At 68.0% G+C, this 17,402-nt stretch carries 14 protein-coding genes and 1 pseudogene; 8 read left to right on the top strand and 7 right to left on the bottom strand.

All coding sequences use genetic code 11. The features are described from left to right. Window positions 1-64: 64 nt before the first annotated feature. Window positions 65-1,375: an ABC transporter substrate-binding protein gene (locus ACZ9CK_RS17630; RefSeq protein ID WP_476050634.1), complete on the bottom strand. Its 1,311-nt coding sequence runs from the start codon at window positions 1,373-1,375 to the stop codon at window positions 65-67. A 109-nt stretch (window positions 1,376-1,484) separates the two neighbouring features. Next, window positions 1,485-2,579, bottom strand: a complete 1,095-nt coding sequence (locus ACZ9CK_RS17625) for a LacI family DNA-binding transcriptional regulator (RefSeq protein ID WP_476050633.1) — start codon at window positions 2,577-2,579, stop codon at window positions 1,485-1,487. A gap of 80 nt (window positions 2,580-2,659) precedes the next feature. Here ACZ9CK_RS17625 and ACZ9CK_RS17620 point away from each other — a divergent pair, with 80 nt between their 5' ends. From ACZ9CK_RS17620 to ACZ9CK_RS17605, 4 genes are all read left to right on the top strand, one after another. Continuing rightward, window positions 2,660-4,624 (top strand): DUF2264 domain-containing protein, encoded by a 1,965-nt coding sequence (locus ACZ9CK_RS17620; RefSeq protein WP_476050632.1) that lies wholly within the window; start codon window positions 2,660-2,662, stop codon window positions 4,622-4,624. Between the two features lie 109 nt (window positions 4,625-4,733). Next, the gene (locus ACZ9CK_RS17615) at window positions 4,734-5,978 is read left to right on the top strand and encodes a hypothetical protein (RefSeq protein ID WP_476050631.1); all 1,245 of its coding nucleotides are present in this window, start codon (window positions 4,734-4,736) and stop codon (window positions 5,976-5,978) included. Window positions 5,979-6,053: 75 nt separating this feature from the next. Next, window positions 6,054-6,824: an IclR family transcriptional regulator gene (locus tag ACZ9CK_RS17610; protein ID WP_476050630.1), complete on the top strand. Its 771-nt coding sequence runs from the start codon at window positions 6,054-6,056 to the stop codon at window positions 6,822-6,824. An 80-nt stretch (window positions 6,825-6,904) separates the two neighbouring features. Next, window positions 6,905-8,089 carry a 4-hydroxybenzoate 3-monooxygenase gene (locus ACZ9CK_RS17605; RefSeq protein WP_476050629.1) on the top strand — a complete coding sequence of 395 codons (1,185 nt, stop codon included), beginning with the start codon at window positions 6,905-6,907 and terminating at the stop codon, window positions 8,087-8,089. Window positions 8,090-8,280: 191 nt separating this feature from the next. Here the strand turns inward: ACZ9CK_RS17605 and ACZ9CK_RS17600 are convergent, their stop codons facing one another. After that, window positions 8,281-9,837 (bottom strand): HNH endonuclease signature motif containing protein, encoded by a 1,557-nt coding sequence (locus ACZ9CK_RS17600; RefSeq protein ID WP_476050628.1) that lies wholly within the window; start codon window positions 9,835-9,837, stop codon window positions 8,281-8,283. Between the two features lie 140 nt (window positions 9,838-9,977). Then, window positions 9,978-11,006 (bottom strand): ornithine cyclodeaminase, encoded by a 1,029-nt coding sequence (locus ACZ9CK_RS17595; RefSeq protein ID WP_476050627.1) that lies wholly within the window; start codon window positions 11,004-11,006, stop codon window positions 9,978-9,980. A 137-nt stretch (window positions 11,007-11,143) separates the two neighbouring features. Between ACZ9CK_RS17595 and ACZ9CK_RS17590 the strand changes: the two genes are divergently transcribed. The 3 genes from ACZ9CK_RS17590 (at window position 11,144) to ACZ9CK_RS17580 (ending at window position 12,625) form a co-directional block, all read left to right on the top strand. Further along, window positions 11,144-11,575: an Lrp/AsnC family transcriptional regulator gene (locus ACZ9CK_RS17590; protein WP_476050626.1), complete on the top strand. Its 432-nt coding sequence runs from the start codon at window positions 11,144-11,146 to the stop codon at window positions 11,573-11,575. 138 nt (window positions 11,576-11,713) lie between these two features. Further along, window positions 11,714-12,361: an SDR family oxidoreductase gene (locus ACZ9CK_RS17585; RefSeq protein ID WP_476050625.1), complete on the top strand. Its 648-nt coding sequence runs from the start codon at window positions 11,714-11,716 to the stop codon at window positions 12,359-12,361. Window positions 12,362-12,412: 51 nt separating this feature from the next. Continuing rightward, window positions 12,413-12,625, top strand: a complete 213-nt coding sequence (locus ACZ9CK_RS17580; protein WP_476050624.1) for a hypothetical protein — start codon at window positions 12,413-12,415, stop codon at window positions 12,623-12,625. A 6-nt stretch (window positions 12,626-12,631) separates the two neighbouring features. Here the strand turns inward: ACZ9CK_RS17580 and ACZ9CK_RS17575 are convergent, their stop codons facing one another. Continuing rightward, complete coding sequence (locus tag ACZ9CK_RS17575) at window positions 12,632-13,225, bottom strand: histidine phosphatase family protein (RefSeq protein WP_476050623.1); 594 nt, start codon at window positions 13,223-13,225, stop codon at window positions 12,632-12,634. 94 nt (window positions 13,226-13,319) lie between these two features. Here ACZ9CK_RS17575 and ACZ9CK_RS17570 point away from each other — a divergent pair. Beyond that, window positions 13,320-14,370, top strand: a pseudogene (locus ACZ9CK_RS17570) (FUSC family protein). 64 nt (window positions 14,371-14,434) lie between these two features. Here the strand turns inward: ACZ9CK_RS17570 and ACZ9CK_RS17565 are convergent. Continuing rightward, a complete protein-coding gene (locus ACZ9CK_RS17565) occupies window positions 14,435-16,324 on the bottom strand; it encodes an FAD-binding monooxygenase (protein ID WP_476050622.1) in 1,890 nt (629 codons plus the stop codon). A gap of 257 nt (window positions 16,325-16,581) precedes the next feature. Continuing rightward, window positions 16,582-17,229, bottom strand: a complete 648-nt coding sequence (locus tag ACZ9CK_RS17560) for a DUF6226 family protein (protein ID WP_476050621.1) — start codon at window positions 17,227-17,229, stop codon at window positions 16,582-16,584. Window positions 17,230-17,402 lie beyond the last annotated feature (173 nt).

Genomic DNA, 17,402 nt, shown 5'->3' with positions numbered 1-17,402 from the left:
AAGGGGTGGCGGCGCCTGCAGCCGATGGGGCTGCGGGCGCCGCCGGGATGCTGATTCCGGGCGCCTATTCCTTGACGGACAGGCCGTTCTGCTTGAAGCCGGACAGGGTAGCGTCGCTGGAGCTGTCCAGGGCGTCGCCGATCTTGCCGCCGGTGGTAAGCGCGCCGAAGGAGTCCTTCAGTGCCGTGTTGGTGACGTCCCAGTTAGGGCCCCACTGCCAGCCGGGAAGGATGGTGGCGTAGGCCTTGTCGAAGACGGCGTAGATGTCGTTGCCGAAGTAGCCGGCGTCGAAGGCCTTCTGGGCTTCCTTGGTGAGGCCGGGGTAGGCGAGGTAGGCGGAACCGGTGTTGCCGCGGGCGGCGACGGCTTCGGGGCTCGTGGCGAGGAACTCGATGAACTTCGCGGCGGCCGCGGGGTTCTTGCTGCTCTTGGTCACGTTGAAGCTGGAGCCGCCATAGAAGGCGCCGGCCGGGCTGCCCCAGTTGGGAGCCTCGGCTGCGATCCACTTGCCTTTCTGGCCGCTGGCTTCGGTGCGCTTCTGGATGCCGGTGGCGCTCCAGTTGGCGCCGAGCACGCCGGCCAGGGTCCCGTTGGCCAGGTCCGCGCTCCATTCATCGCTGAAGGCCTGTTCCACCTTGACGATCTTGTTGTCGATCATGCGCTGCCAGAAGGCCGAGACCTTCCTGGTGGCCTCGTCCCGGAGGCCCAGCTTCCAGCTGTCGCCTTCGGTGCTGAACCACTTGGCGCCGGCCTGCCAGGACAGCGCGGCCGTCAGTGTGGGCTCGTTCGGGTAGAAGCTGGCCAGGTAGGACTTGGGGGACACGGCCTTGAGCTTCTTGCCGGCGGCCTCGAATTCCTCCCAGGTCTTCGGAACCGTGGCGCCAGCCTTGTCCAGCAGGTCCTTGCGGTACCACATGACCATCGGGGCGGCGTCGTAGGGCAGGCCATGGCTCTTGCCGTCGAACTGCACCAGGCCACGGATCTGCTCACTGACCTTGTCCACGGTGTTGGCTTTGTCGATGAAACCGTCCAGCGGCTGGACCTGCCCGTTGCTGACAAACTGCGGCAGCTGCGCGTATTCGATAGTGGAGACGTCCGGACCGTTGCCCGCGGTGATGGCGGTGGAGAGCTTGGCGTAGCCGCCGTTGCCGCCGTTCGGGATGGTTTCGAACTTGACCTTGATCTTGTCCTGGCTGGCGTTGAACTTCTCGGCAACCTTGTCCATGCCGGCCAGGGAGGACCAGAAGGTGATGGTTCCGCTGGCTTCACCCGAGGGCGCGGACGGGGTGGTTGCGGGGCCGGTGCCGCAGCCGCTCAGCAGGGCCGCGCTGGTAAGCAGGCTGGCTGCGCTGAGTAGTAGGTGGCGACGCTTCATAGTGTTCTCCCTTGAATTCACGATGCGAAGGAATGCACACCATGAAATCCACAAAAGTGAACAGACTCAACGAAGTGAACAGAACTGAACAGCGGGCGCCGGTGCGGACTCACACCCGGCTGGAGTCCCGCACTACGAGCGTGGGCGAAAGGCTGACCCGCTGCAGCGCGCCGGTCCCGCCGCGGCGCCCGCCGATCCGGTTCAGGCACATCAGCAGCGCCTGGTACCCGACGTCGAACTTCGGCGGTGCCACGGCACTCAAGGCGACGGCCCCCAGGGCGGCGATCTCGTCGTCGTACGCGACGATTGCGAAGTCCTCCGGCACCCGGAGCCGGCGCTCCTGGCAGGCGCTGGTGAACTGCAGGGCGTCCTCGTCGGTATGGATGATCGCGGCGGTCACTCCCTCGGCGGTGTAGCGGTCCAGCAGCCCCTCCACCGCGGCACGGTGCCCGGCCGGATCGCTGCGCGGCCGGGCCAGTGCCTGCACCAGGGATTCGTCGTGCGGCATGCCCGCACGGCGCAGCGCGAGGTGGTAGCCCTCCACCACCGGGGTTGCCGTGGGGCTGCCCTCGCGGATGCAGAGCGCCACCTTCCGGTGCCCGAGCGACAGCAGGTGGTTCACGGCGATCTCGGCCCCGCGCACGTGGTCGCTGCGCACGGACTCAAGCTCGCCGTCGTCGAGCGCATCCTCGATGGACCGCTCGACCACCACCACCGGGACCCGGGCACCGGCCAGCAGCGCGAGCGTGTCCGTGCCGCCCAGCGCGGCCTCGCTGGGGGTGACGAGGATGCCGTCGACGCCGTTGTCCAGCAGGCGGCGCAGCTGCCGCTGCTCCTCCTGCACCGAGTAGTTCGAGACGCCGAGCACCAGCCGGACGCCGGCCTCCTGCGCGGCCGCTTCGGCACCGCGGATCACCCCGGGGAAGTAGTACGACGCCGACGGGACCACCATGCCGATCGTCGCCAGGGGCAGGCGGCGCGTTCGTGATGTCTTGGTGTTGCGCTGCGGCCCCGGGGCGCTTTCGGCTGCGGCGACGGCACCGCCGTGGACGCGGACCAGCAGGCCCTGCTCGGCGAGGGTGGCGAGATCCCGGCGGACGGTCATTCCGGAAATGCCGGCCTTGGCCGCGAACTCGGCGGCGTTCAGGGAACCGCGCATGGCCAGTTCGCGCAGGATGAGCCCTTTTCGGTCCTCTGGGAGCATTCGTCCGTCCTGAGAAATGTGTTCAGTAATGTTCAAGTTGGTCATTATGAACTAGAGCGGACATAGAGTGTCGAGTCAAGATGACTGCACACGAATCGCCCCAGCAAACAGCTGCCCCGTCCGGTGCCTTCGCCATGCCGGAAGCGGACTTCGAACTCAGCCCCATCACCGGGTGGACCCGGGCCCATTGGCTGGCCTTCGCCGACCAACAGCTCCTCGCGGCCAGGCGCCACTTCACCCCGGGCAAGGCGCTCATCCGGTTGCCGGGCCGGCCGTCCTGGTCGGGGGAACTGTCCGACGGCTTGGAGGGCTTCGCCCGGACCTTCATGCTGGCCGCCTTCCGGGTGGCCGGGGAACAAGGCGACGATCCGCACGGGCACCTCGCCTTCTACGCCGAGGGGCTCCTCGAGGGAACCCGTCCCGGCGGCAGCAAGGCATGGCCGGCCATCGTGGACCGCAGCCAGCCGATCGTGGAGGCAGCCTCCGTGGCGCTCGGCCTCCAGCTGACCAAGCCCTGGCTGTGGGACCGGTTCTCCGCGGAGGAGCAGCGGCAGGTGGCCGCGTGGCTCCAGGGCTCCTCCCGCAGTGAGGCCTGGGACAACAATTGGGTATTGTTCCAGGTGCTGATCGCCGAATTCCTGGCCGGCGCCGGTTGTGAATTCAATGGCGCGCAGATCGAGCACGGCCTGTCCCGGCTGGAGGACTGGTACGAAGGCGGGGGCTGGTACCGCGACGGCGACAACGACGGCACCGGCGACTTCTACGACTACTACTGCGGCTGGGCGCTCCACCTCTATCCGGTGCTGTGGGCGGGCTTTGCTTCGGGCCGGCATCCCTCGGCCCAAGCTTTGGGGGAACGGTACGCGGGGCGGCTGGCCGAATTCCTGCGGGACCACATGTTGTTCTTCGGCGGGCAGGGCGCCCCGGTGTTCCAGGGGCGGTCGCTCATCTACCGTTATGCCGCCGTCGCACCGTTGTTTCTGGGGTTCCTTGCAGGTGAAGCCAGCCCGTTGAATCCCGGCCAGACCCGGCGGATCGCCAGCGGCGCGGCAAAGTACTTCCTGGAAGGCGGCGCCTATCCGGACGGACTGCCCACGCTCGGCTGGCTCGATGCTTTCGAGCCGATGGTGCAGTCCTACTCCGGCCCGGCCTCGCCGTTCTGGACCTCGAAGGCGTTCGTCGGCCTGCTCTTGCCGGCCACGCATCCCGTGTGGACCGCCGTCGAGGAGCCCGCGCCGGGGGAGACCGCCGACCACGTGCGGTACAGCCCCGCCCCCAACTACCTGTTGCACTCCACCGCTGCGGACGGGATAGCCCGTGTGCTCAACCATGGCAGCGACAAGTACTACGCCCCCGGTCCCGACGATCCGCACTACCGCCGGCTCGCCTACTCCAGCCATACGGCGCCGATGTTCACCGACGATCCCGTGGACAACCAGTTCGCCGTGCTGAGTTCCTTGGGTGTGCCGAGCCGGCGGTCCCGGATTCTCCGGCTGCCGGCCGGCTCCGGCCCAAGCGGCCGCCCCGCTGCGGCAAGCTGGCACCGCCCGGTGTGGTCCGACGTCGAGGACCAGGCCGGATCACCCTGGCGGGTGGCGAGCGGAACCACGGCGGCGGGCGGCTACGAACTGCGCGTGCACGTCGTGGACCGCGACGGCGGAATCCCCGCCGGCAGGGTCCGCGAAGGCGGCTACGCGCTGGCGTCCGCCGTTCCTCCTGTTGCTGAGGGGCAGGTCCTCGGCACCCCCGGGCTCCATTCCGCCATCTGGCCGCTGCACGGCTACTCCGGATCCGGCACCTTCCGGGCGGAAGGCGTCTCGCCACTGGGGCAGCACGCGGCCTGCGGGATCCTCGAAGGTGAGCTGGCCGGGAACCGCAGCGTGTTCGCTTCCCTTGTGTATCTGGGCGGTGCGGCGCCGGCGCTTCAGCCTGAAAGCTTCGAAATCCACGACGACGGCACCCGCGTTACGGCGTCACTCGCGTTGCAGGGTCCGGCCGGCGAGCCCGGCGCGGTGCTGGAACTCGCATTCGACTTCCAGCCCTGACGTTCCCTCCGGTCACAATCTGCAGGTAGCCACACGGATGTGAAGGCCGTGGGACGGGCCGTTTACGCTGCTCGGTGATACACCCCCATCGCACCTCCAGAGGCCATCAATGACGCTTGACTCTGCACTCTCCGGGATGGCCGGGCCTCCGAAGGACGGGCAGCCGGCACACCGTGTTGAACGCGCCGCCGCCGGTACCGTTCTCGGGGCTGCCGGAGCGGTGACGGTTGCCGGCGCACTTGCCCTGGCCCTGGACTTCCTGGCCCGCTTTTCCCCGCGGCTCGGACCGGTCTCCGACGGGTGGGCGGCCGCTGTCCCGCACGAGGCACTGGCCGGCTTCCGCTGGTTCCTGGGCGACATGAGCGAGCCGCAGTTCTACAAGTCCGAGCTCGCCTCCCTGGGCCTGCTCGCCGGAGCCGGCCTGGCCTGGTGGGCCAGCTGCCGTCGGAAGAAATGGGCGGGCGCAGCGCTGGCGTCCGGGACCGGGCTGTGGCCGTGGCTTCTCGCCTCGGCCGTGTTGAGCCTGCTGGTCTCGAACCTCGCCTTCGGCTGGATGCTCGACGCCGGATGGCAGCCGACGTTCGTGCCTTTCGTTTCCGTGGCCCCCGCCGTGGTCCTCGTCTACGGACCCGGCTGGAAGACGTGCCTGAGCGGAGCGGTGCTGGGAGCGCTGACGACGACACCGCTGGCCTTGCTGCTGATCGCCGCCATCTCCCGGCCCTTGGGTCTTCCCGCCGTGGTGGCCTGTGTCCTCGCCATGGCCGCCGGCTCGGCCTTGACGTTCGCAATCGCGCGGAAGCTGCCGTGGCTGGTCCTCCCGGCGGAACCCTTCCGGGAGGCGGGCACAGAAGTGGAGCCGCCGCCGTCGTCCGTTCCGAGTTTCAGGAGTGACGCAGTCTGGGCCGCCCGCCGGGTCCTCTGCGACTTCAGCGAGGCGCCCTTCTTCGCCAACGAACTCGCCGGCGCGGGCCTGCTGCTGGGCGTTGCGGTGGCGTTCGTGCTGAACCCGGGGCTGCCCGCCTACGGATCCGGCTTGCTGCCCCGGATCTTGTTCGCGCAGGCCCTGAGCTCGGCCGTCGGCGTGGTGCTGTGGCGGGGCTGGTTCCGCGACGGCGGCTGGGCGGCAACGTACGCGTCCGTGGTGTCGGTGGCGCCCGCGGCCGTGCTCGCGACGGGTGGTTCCTGGACGGGGGTCATCGGCGGGGCCGTGCTGGGTGCGGTCCTCGCACCACCCGTGGCCCGGGCCGTGGCCGCCCGGTTGCCTAGGGATTTCCACCCGTCCATCGGCAACACGGTGGCGATGGCGGTGGCGACGGCGCTCAGCCTGCCGCTTCTGGGGCTGCTTCCCCGGTGACTGGATCCGCGGGACCCGCCTACCATTGAATGGAAACCGGCCGCCCTGGATGCGGCCGCTGCAAAGGAGCGCGGCATGGCCAACTCGGCATCCGGGGACTCGGTGGTGGACCGCGTGGTCCGGGTCATCGAGGCCTTCCCCGAGGGGGCGGACGCGCTCCAGCTGTCCGAGCTGGCCGAACGCTCGGGGCTTCCGCTCTCAACCGCCCACCGCCTGGTGCGCCAGCTCGCGGGGCACGGCCTGTTGGAACTCGGTGCGGCTGGACATGTCCGGCTGGGCCTGCGCTTCTGGGAACTGGTGAACCGCAATTCGCCCGCACTGGCCCTGAGGCAGGCGGCGATGCCCTTCATGGAGGACATCCAACAGGTGCTCAAGCAGAACGTGAACCTGGCCGTGCTGGAGGGTTGGGAGGTCCTGTTCGTCGAACGGCTGTCCCGCCGGGGGTCGGTGGCGAACCGGGCGCGGGTCGCCGGGCGCATGCCCGTGCACATTTCCTCCGCGGGCCTGGCCCTGATGTCCTACCAGCCCCGCGCGGTCCAGGCGGAGTACCTCACGCAGTTCCACGATCCGGCAGGGAAGGTGACGGCCGGCGTCGTACGCCAAATGCTCGCCGAAACCCACCGGCAGGGGTACGCCGAACTGGCCGGCGTGGTGGACCCGGACACCTGGGGCATCGCGGTCCCGGTGCTAGACGGCGGGAAGCGCGCGGTGGCGGCGCTCGGCGTCGTGGTTCCGTTGGCGGAGGTCCGGCTGCAGGCGCTGGTTCCGGCGCTCCAGACGGCGGCGCGCGGGATCGGGCGTCAGCTCGCCGACTCGAACAGTTTCCGTTCAACGGAATCCAGCTAACGCCGCTCACCTGCTTCGGTCCACACTGTTCCCAAGCCGGGCGGCACGCCGCCGCAGACCGCAACGAAGCGAGGAATACCGTGGCACGAACACGCATCAGCACCCAGGTCGCCATTATGGGCGCAGGGCCGGCCGGGCTCATGCTCTCCCACCTGCTGGCGCAGCAGGGCATCGAGTCCGTGGTGGTGGAAATCCGCAGCCGGCAGGCCATCCAGGAGACCGTGCGGGCCGGGATCCTGGAGCACGGCACGGTCAATCTGCTGGTGGACTCGGGCGTCTCGGACCGGGTGCTGCGCGAAGGCGACAGGCACGACGGCATCGAGCTGCGCTTCAACGGCGAAAGCCACCGCATCGACTTCAAGGAACTCGTGGGGGAGTCAGTCTGGCTGTACCCGCAGACGGACGTGTTCATGGACCTTGCCGCGCGCAGGGAGGCCGACGGCGGCGACGTCCGCTACAGCGTCACTGACACCAGCGTCCACGAGCTGGAGGGCAGGCCGAAGCTCTGGTTCACCGACGCCGACGGGCAGGAGTTCGAGGTCGAGGCCGATTTCCTGGTGGGCGCGGACGGTTCGCGCAGCCATTGCCGGCGCCAGGTCCCCGAGGCCGCGCGGACGCAGTACTTCCACGAGTACCCCTTCGCCTGGTTCGGCATCCTCGCCCAGGCCCCGCGTAGCGCCGAGGAACTGATCTACGCCAACTCCGAGCACGGCTTCGCCCTCATCAGCCAGCGCACCGAGACCGTCCAGCGCATGTACTTCCAGTGCGACCCCACGGAGAACGCGGCGGACTGGGACGACGACAGGATCTGGGCCGAATTCCGCAAACGCGTCAACGGCAACGGCTTCGAGCTCAAAGAAGGGCCCGTGCTGGAGAAGATGGTGCTGCCGTTCCGCAGCTTCGTGCACGCGCCCATGCGCCACGGCAGGCTCTTCCTGGCCGGCGATGCCGCGCACACCGTCCCGCCCACCGGCGCCAAGGGACTGAACCTGGCCATCAACGACGTCCGGCTGTTGTTCCAGGGTTTCGAGTCCTTCTACGGTTCCGGGTCCACCACGCTGCTCGATTCCTACAGCGACCGCGCCCTGGACCGTGTCTGGAAGGCCCAGCATTTCTCCTACTGGATGACCTCCATGCTGCACACCGTCCCCGGCGCCGACGATTTCAGCCGGGCCCGGCAGTTGGGCGAACTCCGCTCCGTGGTGTCCTCCCGGCACGGACAGGCGTACCTGGCGGAGGCGTACACGGGGTGGCCGGGGCGGTAGGGTTGCTCCTCCCTTCCAGTGCGATCCCCGCGAAGGCGTGGCCGACCACCGGGATGACGAACGTACCTGGGCCGAGTTCCGAAAACGGGTCAACTGAAACGGCTTCGAGGTCAAGGAAGGGGTGCTGCCCAACCGTCGTCGGGCGTTGCTTCGTTTGGCGGGCACGGCGCCTAGGAAAGACCCGCGGCATTTCACGTCCTAAGAGGGGCGTGATGGTGGTTTCGGCGGGGTGTTTGGCGGGGGTCCACGTGCGGTGGCGGGACGAACCACGGGACCCCGGCCCTAACGGTGATTTTCCACTGTTCTTTGTGGATCACGTGATGGTGGTGGCTGCAGAGCAAGGTGCCATTCTCCGTGCTGGTGGCGCCGCCGTGCGACCAGTAGTTGATGTGGTGGGCCTCGCACCAGGGCGCCGGCATGGTGCAGTCCGGGAAAGCGCAGCCTTGGTCCCTTGCGGTGATGGCTTTGCGGACGTGGGGCGGGAAAATCCGAGTGGTGCGGCCGATATCCAGGACGCGGGAACCGCTGCCGAAAAGGACGGGGATGATGTCAGCATCGCAGGCGATCTTGCGGATGATGTTGGGATGGATCGGGCCTTGGAACGTTGACGAACCACTGCTGATAGGTGGGTTCTCTTGGGAGCTCGCGGTGGTGCTCGCCGTGGTGGCCGCGTGCTTGAGCTGTTGAAGGAGGTCGCGGTAGCTGATGGTCACCATGACCTGGGGCCGGAGGCCGCCGTTTGCCGGCAGTTCGCCGGTGGTGAGGGCGACTCCGCAGGCGCCGACCAAGCCGTCCAGTAGTTTCTGTGCGCGGGAGCGGCGATCCGGTTCCGCATCCCCGGCCGCAGTGTCCTGCAGCCGGGGGTTGCAGGCAACGTTCATTACCGTGGTGAGCGTTTCGAACTGTTCGGCGGTGGCGAAGATTTCCAGGTGGCGCAGCCCGTACCGGGGCTTGCGGATGAAGGCGCCCTGGAGTTGGCGTAATGCTTCCTCGCTGGGTTCTGCGCCGTCCTGGTCGATCGCATCGGTCCAGCGTTTGGCCGTTTTCACCAGGAAGTCGGGGTCGGACTCAGCGGCCACGGCGGTCAGTTCCTGTTCCAGCCGAGCGACTGCGTCCTCTTTGATGAGGTGGCGCACGCTATCCAACGCGGCACTGACAACAGTCGCGGACCGAGACGGCACCTGCGCGGAACTCACAGCCGCTGCGAGTACCTCGCGCCGCGGTGGAATGTCCTGGCCGGCCAGGCCCGCACTGGACAATATGTCCGGGGCGAGGGCCAGCCTGCGCCGGGCTTCGCTGATGCTGATCCGAAGCCTGGCTCGTAGGAACTCCGCGGCGTTCCGGTACCCATCCTCCATGAACCCGGCCGCGGAACGGCCCGCGGGTATCGAAGGATTGGAACCAGCTTCCGCTTCGGTCCACCCGGTACGCCAGCCGGGCGTCGACGACGGGTTCTCCTGCCGGGCCCCGTGCCGGGTCCGTTCCACGGCCTGGGCCGCGACGAGCTGCAAGTACTCCAACGTTCGCGAGAGTTCCTCGACCCTGCCTGCGAAATCCGCGGCTTCCGCGAATCCGAACAAGCGTGCTTCGGCGGCGGCGTCCACACGGAGCCAGGACAGCGTCCGGTGTGCCTGTTCGAGCGCATCTTCCGCACCCCGGGCCGCTCGGCCCGCCGGACGGGCGCCCAAAGGCAGCACGGCTACCGACGCCACCGTCCGCGGAGCCACGAAGTGCGCGATCCCTTCCATACACCAACTCTGCCAGGAGCCACTGACATTAAAGGGGCACATCAAAGGGCATGCAGGCGGTCCAGACGACGGCAGGTGCCTTCGCGCACGACGGCGGGAGGCCGCCGTCGTGCGCCGCTTTCGTTAGGGCGGGCGGACCCCTAGCCCACCGGCGCCAGTGCGCCGACCAGACCGAACAGATCCTTGGGGTCCTCCGGGTTGGCCACGAGGTCAATCTCCTCGAAGAAGGCCGTGCCGCCGACGGCGTCCCGGACGTAGCGCAGCGCCGAGAAGTCCTCGATGGCGAAGCCCACCGAGTCGAACACCGTTATCTGCTCCGGCGAGGTGCGGCCGGGCTTCGCCCCGGCGAGGACTTCCCAGAACTCGGTCACGGGGAAGTCGGACGGCAGTTGCTGGATTTCGCCTTCGATCCGTGTCTGCGGGGTGAACTCGACAAACACCTCCCCGCGGCTCAGGATGGCCGGGTCCAGCTCGGTTTTGCCGGGGCAGTCGCCGCCGATCGCGTTCAGATGCACCCCTTCGCCGATCAGATCCGCGGTGAGGATGGTGGCCTGGGTCTTGTCGGCCGTGCAGGTGGTGATGATGTCGGCTCCTGCCACGGCGTCCGCGGCGGAAGTGGCGACGGTGACCTCGAAGCCCAGCGGCGCGACGTTCCTGAGGAACTTCGCGACGGCTGCGGGATCGGTGTCCCAGACCCGCAGCTCGCGGATTCCCAGAGCGCCTCGGAACGCCAGGGCCTGGAATTCCGACTGGCTGCCGGTGCCGACCATGGCCATCACGCGGGAATCGGGACGTGCCAGGCGGCGGGCCACCATGGCGGAGGTCGCTGCCGTGCGGAGGGCGGTGAGGATCGTCATCTCGGCCAGGAAGGTGGGGTAGCCGTTGTGGACGTCGGCCAGCATGCCGAAGGCCGTGACCGTTTGGAAGCCGCGGGAAGGGTTGGAGGGGTGGCCGTTGACGTACTTGAAGCCGTAGCTTTCGTGGTCGCTGGTAGGCATCAGTTCGATGACCCCGAACGGGGTGTGGCTGGCCACGCGGGGGCATTTGTCGAACTGCTCCCAACGCCGGAAATCGTCCTCGATGTATTCGATCATTCCGGCGATGACCTGTGCCGGTCCGCGGTCGGCCACCCAGCGGACCATGTTCTGAACGTCGACAAAACGCGCCATGGCGTCCTCATTTCTGTAGGCATCTCATTTGCTTTGAGCCACAGTACGGAGGGGCGGTTTGCATGCTCAATGACAGAATTGCCGACTTTTTGAACAGAATCTAGGCGAAATGCTGAGCTCAGACATACATTGTGTTCATGGCGGAGCTTGATGACCTGGACCGGCGGCTGATTTCGGCACTGCGTGAGGACGGCCGTGCGCCGGTGGCCGTGCTGGCCCGGAAGCTTGGCGTCGCCCGGGCCACCGTGAACAGCCGGCTTGAGCGGCTCGTGTCCTCGGGAGCCGTGGTGGGCTTCTCGGTGCGGGTGCGCGACGAGCTCGATCCGCTGACCATCCGCGCCGTCGCGCTCATCGCGGTGGAGGGCCGCTCCACGGACAAGGTGATCCGGCAGCTCCGCGGCTTCCCCGAGATCAGCGCGCTGCACACCACCAACGGCGGGTGGGACCTCGTGGCCGAATTGCGTGTCGAAGACCTGCCCGCCTTCGACGCCGTCCTGGGCCGCATCCGCTCGATCGACGGCGTGGTGAACAGCGAAACGAGCCTGCTGCTCAGCTCGGTGCTGCGGTAAGGGTGGTAAAGCGGGCCCTGTCCGCCCGGGTCCCTATCCCCACAGCCCTACAGCCCTACAGCCCTACAGCCCCGGCCCCTATCGACATACTGCCGTCCGTGCTACGACTGGGATCAGGAACAACTCCCAGGAGAAGCCATGGCTGAAGAACAACCCGTCCTCGTCGTTGGAGCAACCGGATACCTCGGCGGCCAGGTGGTGGACCAACTCCTTAGCCGCGGCAAGCGGGTCCGGGCCTTGGTCCGTCCGAAATCGGACGCGGGAAAGCTTGAGTCCAAAGGCGTGGAGATCGCCCGCGGGGACATGCTCGACGCCGGTTCCCTCGTCACGGCGATGACCGGCGTCGCTGCTGTCATCTCGACGGCGGCCGGCTACACCCGGAACGACCGGAACGCCGAGGCGATCGACACCTTCGGCTACGCCAACCTCGCCGTTGCCGCCAACCTTGCCGGCGTTCCGCGCTTCGTGCTGATCAGTATCCTCACCTGCGACCAGACGCCCCAGGTTCCCCATTTCTGGAACAAGAAGCTCGCCGAAGACAAGCTCGAGGAACTCGGCGTCCCTTTCGTTGCCCTGCGGCCGGGGGCCTTCTTCGACATGGTCGCCCGGGTGGGCGGCGACCCCTTCAAGAAGGGCCGCATCATCTGGCTCGGCTCCAAGGACGCGCCGCTGAGCTTCGTCCTGACCAGCGACCTCGCCGGATACCTGGCCGATGCCGTGGACGCGGACATCGCCGTCGGGGAGCGCGTCGACATTGGCTGGAGCCGCCCGCTCAGCATGCTGTAGGCCGCAAAGCTCGCCTCGGCCCACACGGACAAAGACATCAAGGTCATGTCCATGCCCACCTCCGCGCTGCGCGTCGCGGGAAAGGTCACAGCCAAATTCGCCCCGATGATGGCGGACATGGCGGCCATGGGGGCCTGGTTCGACACCGGCAGATACGTCGCCGATACCAGCCGCCAAGCCGAACTCTTCGGGCCAGTCCCGACGCCGGAAGACGCCATTACGCGGCTGGCCTCCGGGATGGGGCACCAGGGCCCCGGGCACTAAGGGTTGCTAGGCTTCGACGCCGGCCAGCAGCGGCTCGCCGTTGAAGAACTCCAGTTCCCAGCCGTCCACCGGGTGGTGGTGCACCAGGTTCAGGGCGGCGTTCTCGACGCTGGGCAGGGACCGCCCGGTGGCCCGGTCCAAGGTCAGCCGGATCAGCGTGCCGTGCGACACCACCAGGACGCGCCGGCCGCGGAACTCATCCGCCAGTTCTTCCAAGGCAGCCAGGCCCCGGGCCGCCGTCGACTCTTCGCTTTCGGCGCCTTCAAAGCCGCCGGAGATGCGCAGGGCGTCCAGTTCCGGGCCGGCCTGCAGGCCTTCGGCCTTGCCGTAGCCGCGCTCGATCAGGCCCGGCAGGCGGCGTTCCACGCTCAGCCCGAGCCCCGCAGCGATGAGGTCCGCGGTTTCCGCGGCACGGCCCAGCGGCGAGGACACCACGGCGTCCCACTCGTAAGGGGACAGGACGGCGACGGCGTCACGCGCCTGGCCGCGGCCGACGTCGTTCAGCGGAATATCGGTGGATCCCTGCAGCCGGCGCTGCGCGTTCCAGTCGGTTTGGCCGTGGCGGACGAGGGCGAACGTCGTGAGGGTCATGCCTTCCATTCTGCCTGAGCAAATTTTCCGGGCGTAAAATTCGAGGCGGACGCCAGCGCCGCCGTCGTAATTTTGACCCTTCGAGGAAAGGCGGACCGCCCGCGTGAAGGCCGTAGCGGAACTGTTCACCATGGCCCCCGGAAACAAGGACCACCACCCTGCCCTCCCGCTGCGCCATAGGTGTCTTCGTCCCGCTCATCACGCTGACATTGATCGGACGCCTGGACCTGGCCGCCTTCGCTTCCTTCGGCGCATTTACGGGAATCTACGGGAGGAACGAACCGCACCACCTTCGTTTCCGCAGCCAGCTGCGCGCCGGCGGGCTCATGCTCCTGGTGATCCTGCTCGCGACCCTGACCGCACGGATCGCGCCGCAATGGGGGCTCGGGCCGGCCGGATATTCGTGGCTCCTGGTCGCCGCGACAACGATCGTGGCCGGCGCCTGCTCGGTGGTCATCGCGTTCTGGCGGCTCCGGCCCGCGGGCTCCCTGTTCCACATCTTCGGTTTCGCGGCCATCGCGTCCATTCCGGTGCAGCCGCCGCTGGGGGAGACGATGCTGGCCGCGGTGCTAACCACGGTCTTCTGCCTGCTTGTCGGGATGTCGTCCAGGGTGGTTCCGAGCCACCGGACCCCGTGGAAGCGCCCGCCGGCCATAAGGCGCACGGTGCCCGAACGCCGCGCGGCCTGGCTGGAAGGCGGCGGCTACCTGGTGGCGGCCGGGCTTGCCGGGGTCCTTGCAACGGTGGTGGGCGAGTGGCTCGGTTTCGGTCACAGCTACTGGGCCATGGTGGCCGCCGTGGTCCCGCTGGTGGGCCATTCAACGAGGCACCGGGTCCGCCGCGGCATCCAGAGAATCGCCGGAACGGTGATCGGGCTCGTCCTGATGGCGGGCATCCTGTGGCTGAACCCGGCGCCGTGGGGAATGGTCCTGGTGATCGCCCTGTGCCAGTTCGGCGCCGAGATGTTCATCGCCCGGCAGTATCTTCTGGCCCAGGTCTTCGTGACGCCGCTGGCCCTGATTTCCACCCTCCTGGCCGCTGCGGTCGACCCCGGCCTCCTGCTGCGGGACCGCATCGTGGAGACGGTGATCGGTGCTGCCGCCGGTGTCGTGGTGGTGGTGGCGCCCGCGGTGTGGAGGCGGCTGCGGCGGTGAGGGTTGCCGGCGATGCTCCTTCCCGCTGTCACAGGCAAGCGGGAAGGAACGTCGCGCAAGGCTCCTACGCGGGGAGACGCTTGGCAGACAGGAGCGGGGCGAAGAACGCGGCGAGCTCCGCCGTCGCGGTCAGGGGCAGCACGTTCGCCACGTACTGGTCCGGGCGGACCACCACCACAACGCCCCCGCGGTCCAGGCCGCGCAGTTCGAAGATGTCCGCCTGCGGGTCGGTGGCGTAGACCTTCTCGTAGTCGGTGAGCCGGAAGGGACCGACGCTGGGCTTGAACACGGCCGGCACCGCGCCGATGTCCACGCCGGTGTGCGGCTGCTGGTAGATCACCTTGAGGTCGAACCATGCGTCAGGGTCAGCGTCCGACGGCGTGGCGGCCAGCGGCGAGTCCGGCGCCGTCGCGATCCACTCGGCGAAGTCCGCGACGGGGCCCGGGGCCCCGGCCTCGGCGGCGTCGGCGAAGACGTAGATCCGCCAACGGCCGTCCGCCTTGGCGTGGTGGCCGAGGTGCATCGGGTTGGTGTCGCAGACGCGGGCCACGGGAGCCGACTTGAAGCGCTTGCCGATGGTGAAGCCGGTGGCGAGGTCCTGGTGCGTGGCTTCGCCGACAATCAGCGACGGCGAGTACTGGGTCATGAAGCCGGCCGGGAACTCGGCGGTGCGGACGTAGAACTCCTCGAGCTCGGACGGGTCCTCGAATTCTTCCGGTTTCTTGGCCATCATCGAGGACCATTCCTTGTCGAAGTCGATGAGGTTCTTCGCCACCACCTGGCGTTCGGCCGAGTAGGTGGACAGGAGGCTTTCCGGGCTGCGGCCTTCCAGGACGTGCCCCAGTTTCCAGCCGATGTTGAAGCCGTCCTGCATGGAGACGTTCATGCCCTGGCCGGCCTTGGCGCTGTGGGTGTGGCAGGCGTCGCCGGTGATGAAGACGCGGGGGGTGCGGGTGCCGAGGTCCTCCGGCAGGACGTCGTCGAAGCGGTCGGTCAGGCGGTGGCCCACCTCGTAGACGCTGTGCCAGGCGACGTTCCGCACGTCCAGCGTGTAGGGGTGCAGGATCTCGTTGGCCTTGGCGATGATCTGCTCGATGGTGGTCTGGCGGACGGCGTGGTCCTCGCCTGCTTCGCCCAGGTCCACATACATGCGGAACAGGTGGCCGCCCTCGCGGGGGATCAGCAGGATGCTGCCGCTCTCGGCCTGGATGGCGCACTTGGTGCGGATGTCCGGGAAATCCGTGACGGCAAGGGTGTCCATCACGCCCCAGGCGTGGTTGGCCTGGTCCCCGGCCATGGTGCAGCCGATCGATTCGCGGACCTTGCTGCGTGCGCCGTCGGCACCCACCACATACTTGGCACGGACGGTGCGTTCCTGGCCTTCCAGGGGACCGGAGGTGTGGAGGAGCGTCACGCTCACCGGGTACTCGCCGTCGTCGTCCACTTTCAGGCTGCGGAACTCGTAGCCGTAGTCGGGCTTCATCCTGCTGGGCGAGTTCGCCATGAACTCGGCGAAGTAGTCCAGCACGCGGGCCTGGTTCACGATCAGGTGCGGGAACTCGCTGATGCCGGTGGGGTCGTCCACGGCGCGGGCGGCCCGGTGGATGCGTGAGGGGTCTGCGGGGTTCGGCTTCCAGAAGGCCATTTCGGTGATGTGGTACGCCTCGGCGCTGATCCGCTCGGCGAAGCCGAAGGCCTGGAAGGTCTCGACGCTGCGGGCCTGGATGCCGTCGGCCTGGCCGATCGCGAGCCGGCCGGGGCGGCGCTCGATGATCCGGGTGGTGACGTCCGGGAACTGGGAGAGCTGGGCCGCGGTAAGCATGCCCGCCGGGCCGGTGCCCACGATGAGTACGTCGACTTCGTTGGGGAGTTCTTCGGGGCGGTTCAGTCCGACGCCAGCGGCCGGCTGGATCCGCGGGTCGCCTGATACGTATCCGTGGTGGTGGAACTGCACGGGAGGTCCTCACTTCTTTGTGGTTGTTCTAATATAGAACACATAGTTCTTTATTTGAACTAGAATCTTGCTGAAGACTGTACCGCGGTGTGACGTGGCTGACAAGACGCGGCGGTTTCGGGGAGGTCTGCCGGAGCTGTGCGTACATTTTGCTGGATCACCTCGGGGTGCCCGCCCAACCGCCCGCGGATTTTCGGGGCCGGAGCCGGCTGCCGACGGAGGTGATCCAGCAAAATGTTGCCGTTGATCCGGGTCCGCTACTTGGCCCGCAGCGGCCAGGGCGCCCAGCCGCCGGGCAGCTGCGCCAGGCGTGCCCGGGCGTTCTCGGGGCGATCTTCGGGAACCGGGCCGGTGTTCCCGCCACCCATGGAACCGTCCTCGAAGGCCAGCCGCATGCCTGCGTTCCCGCCCGGGTCCACCCATTCGCGGAACCCACCCAAGGTGACGCCCCGGACCACACGCTCCAACTCGTCTGCGCATCGTTCGGCGGTCTCATCGCAGGCATCGCAGCCACAGGCCGGGTAGATGAAATCTTGCTGGGCGCCGGCGTGGACGGCGAGGCCCGGAAAGTCGGTAAAGACAAAGGTCAGCGGCGCGGCATCGCGTCCGCGCGGCGTGATGCGGACGGCGCGCACCGGTGTGATGCCGTGCCGCAGAAGGTCCCCGGCGTACTCCTGCGCGGAGTCGACGTCGGCGTCGAACGTTTTGGCGAGGTAGTCGATCAACGCGTCGGCCACCAGGTGCAATCCCGTGAACCGTTCCGGATTGCTCACCCTGCTGCAAGCGTCCGACGGTGCGCCGTCCGCTCCCCAACGCTCGCCGTAATGGATGGGCCCGCCGTCGTCGTCATGGAAAACGGCGGCCGGCAGAGCCGGCCGGACGAAGCGTTCTACCGGTTCCCCCATGGGCCACAGCCTAGCCGTGCTGCGCTGACGCTGCCGGTACCCTGAGGGCATGGAACGTGGGGGAGTATCCAGGAATTGGCGGGCCGTTGTTGCCGGAATCGTAGGCGTGGTGATAGCTAGGCCGGCTACCGCTGCCCGCATGACTTTTGAACTCCCTGTTCAGTCCCTAGATC

This window comes from Arthrobacter sp. TE26545, assembly GCF_056279005.1.
The sequence above is the reverse complement of the archived record's forward strand: the minus strand, read 5'-3'. Positions and strand labels throughout refer to the sequence as shown.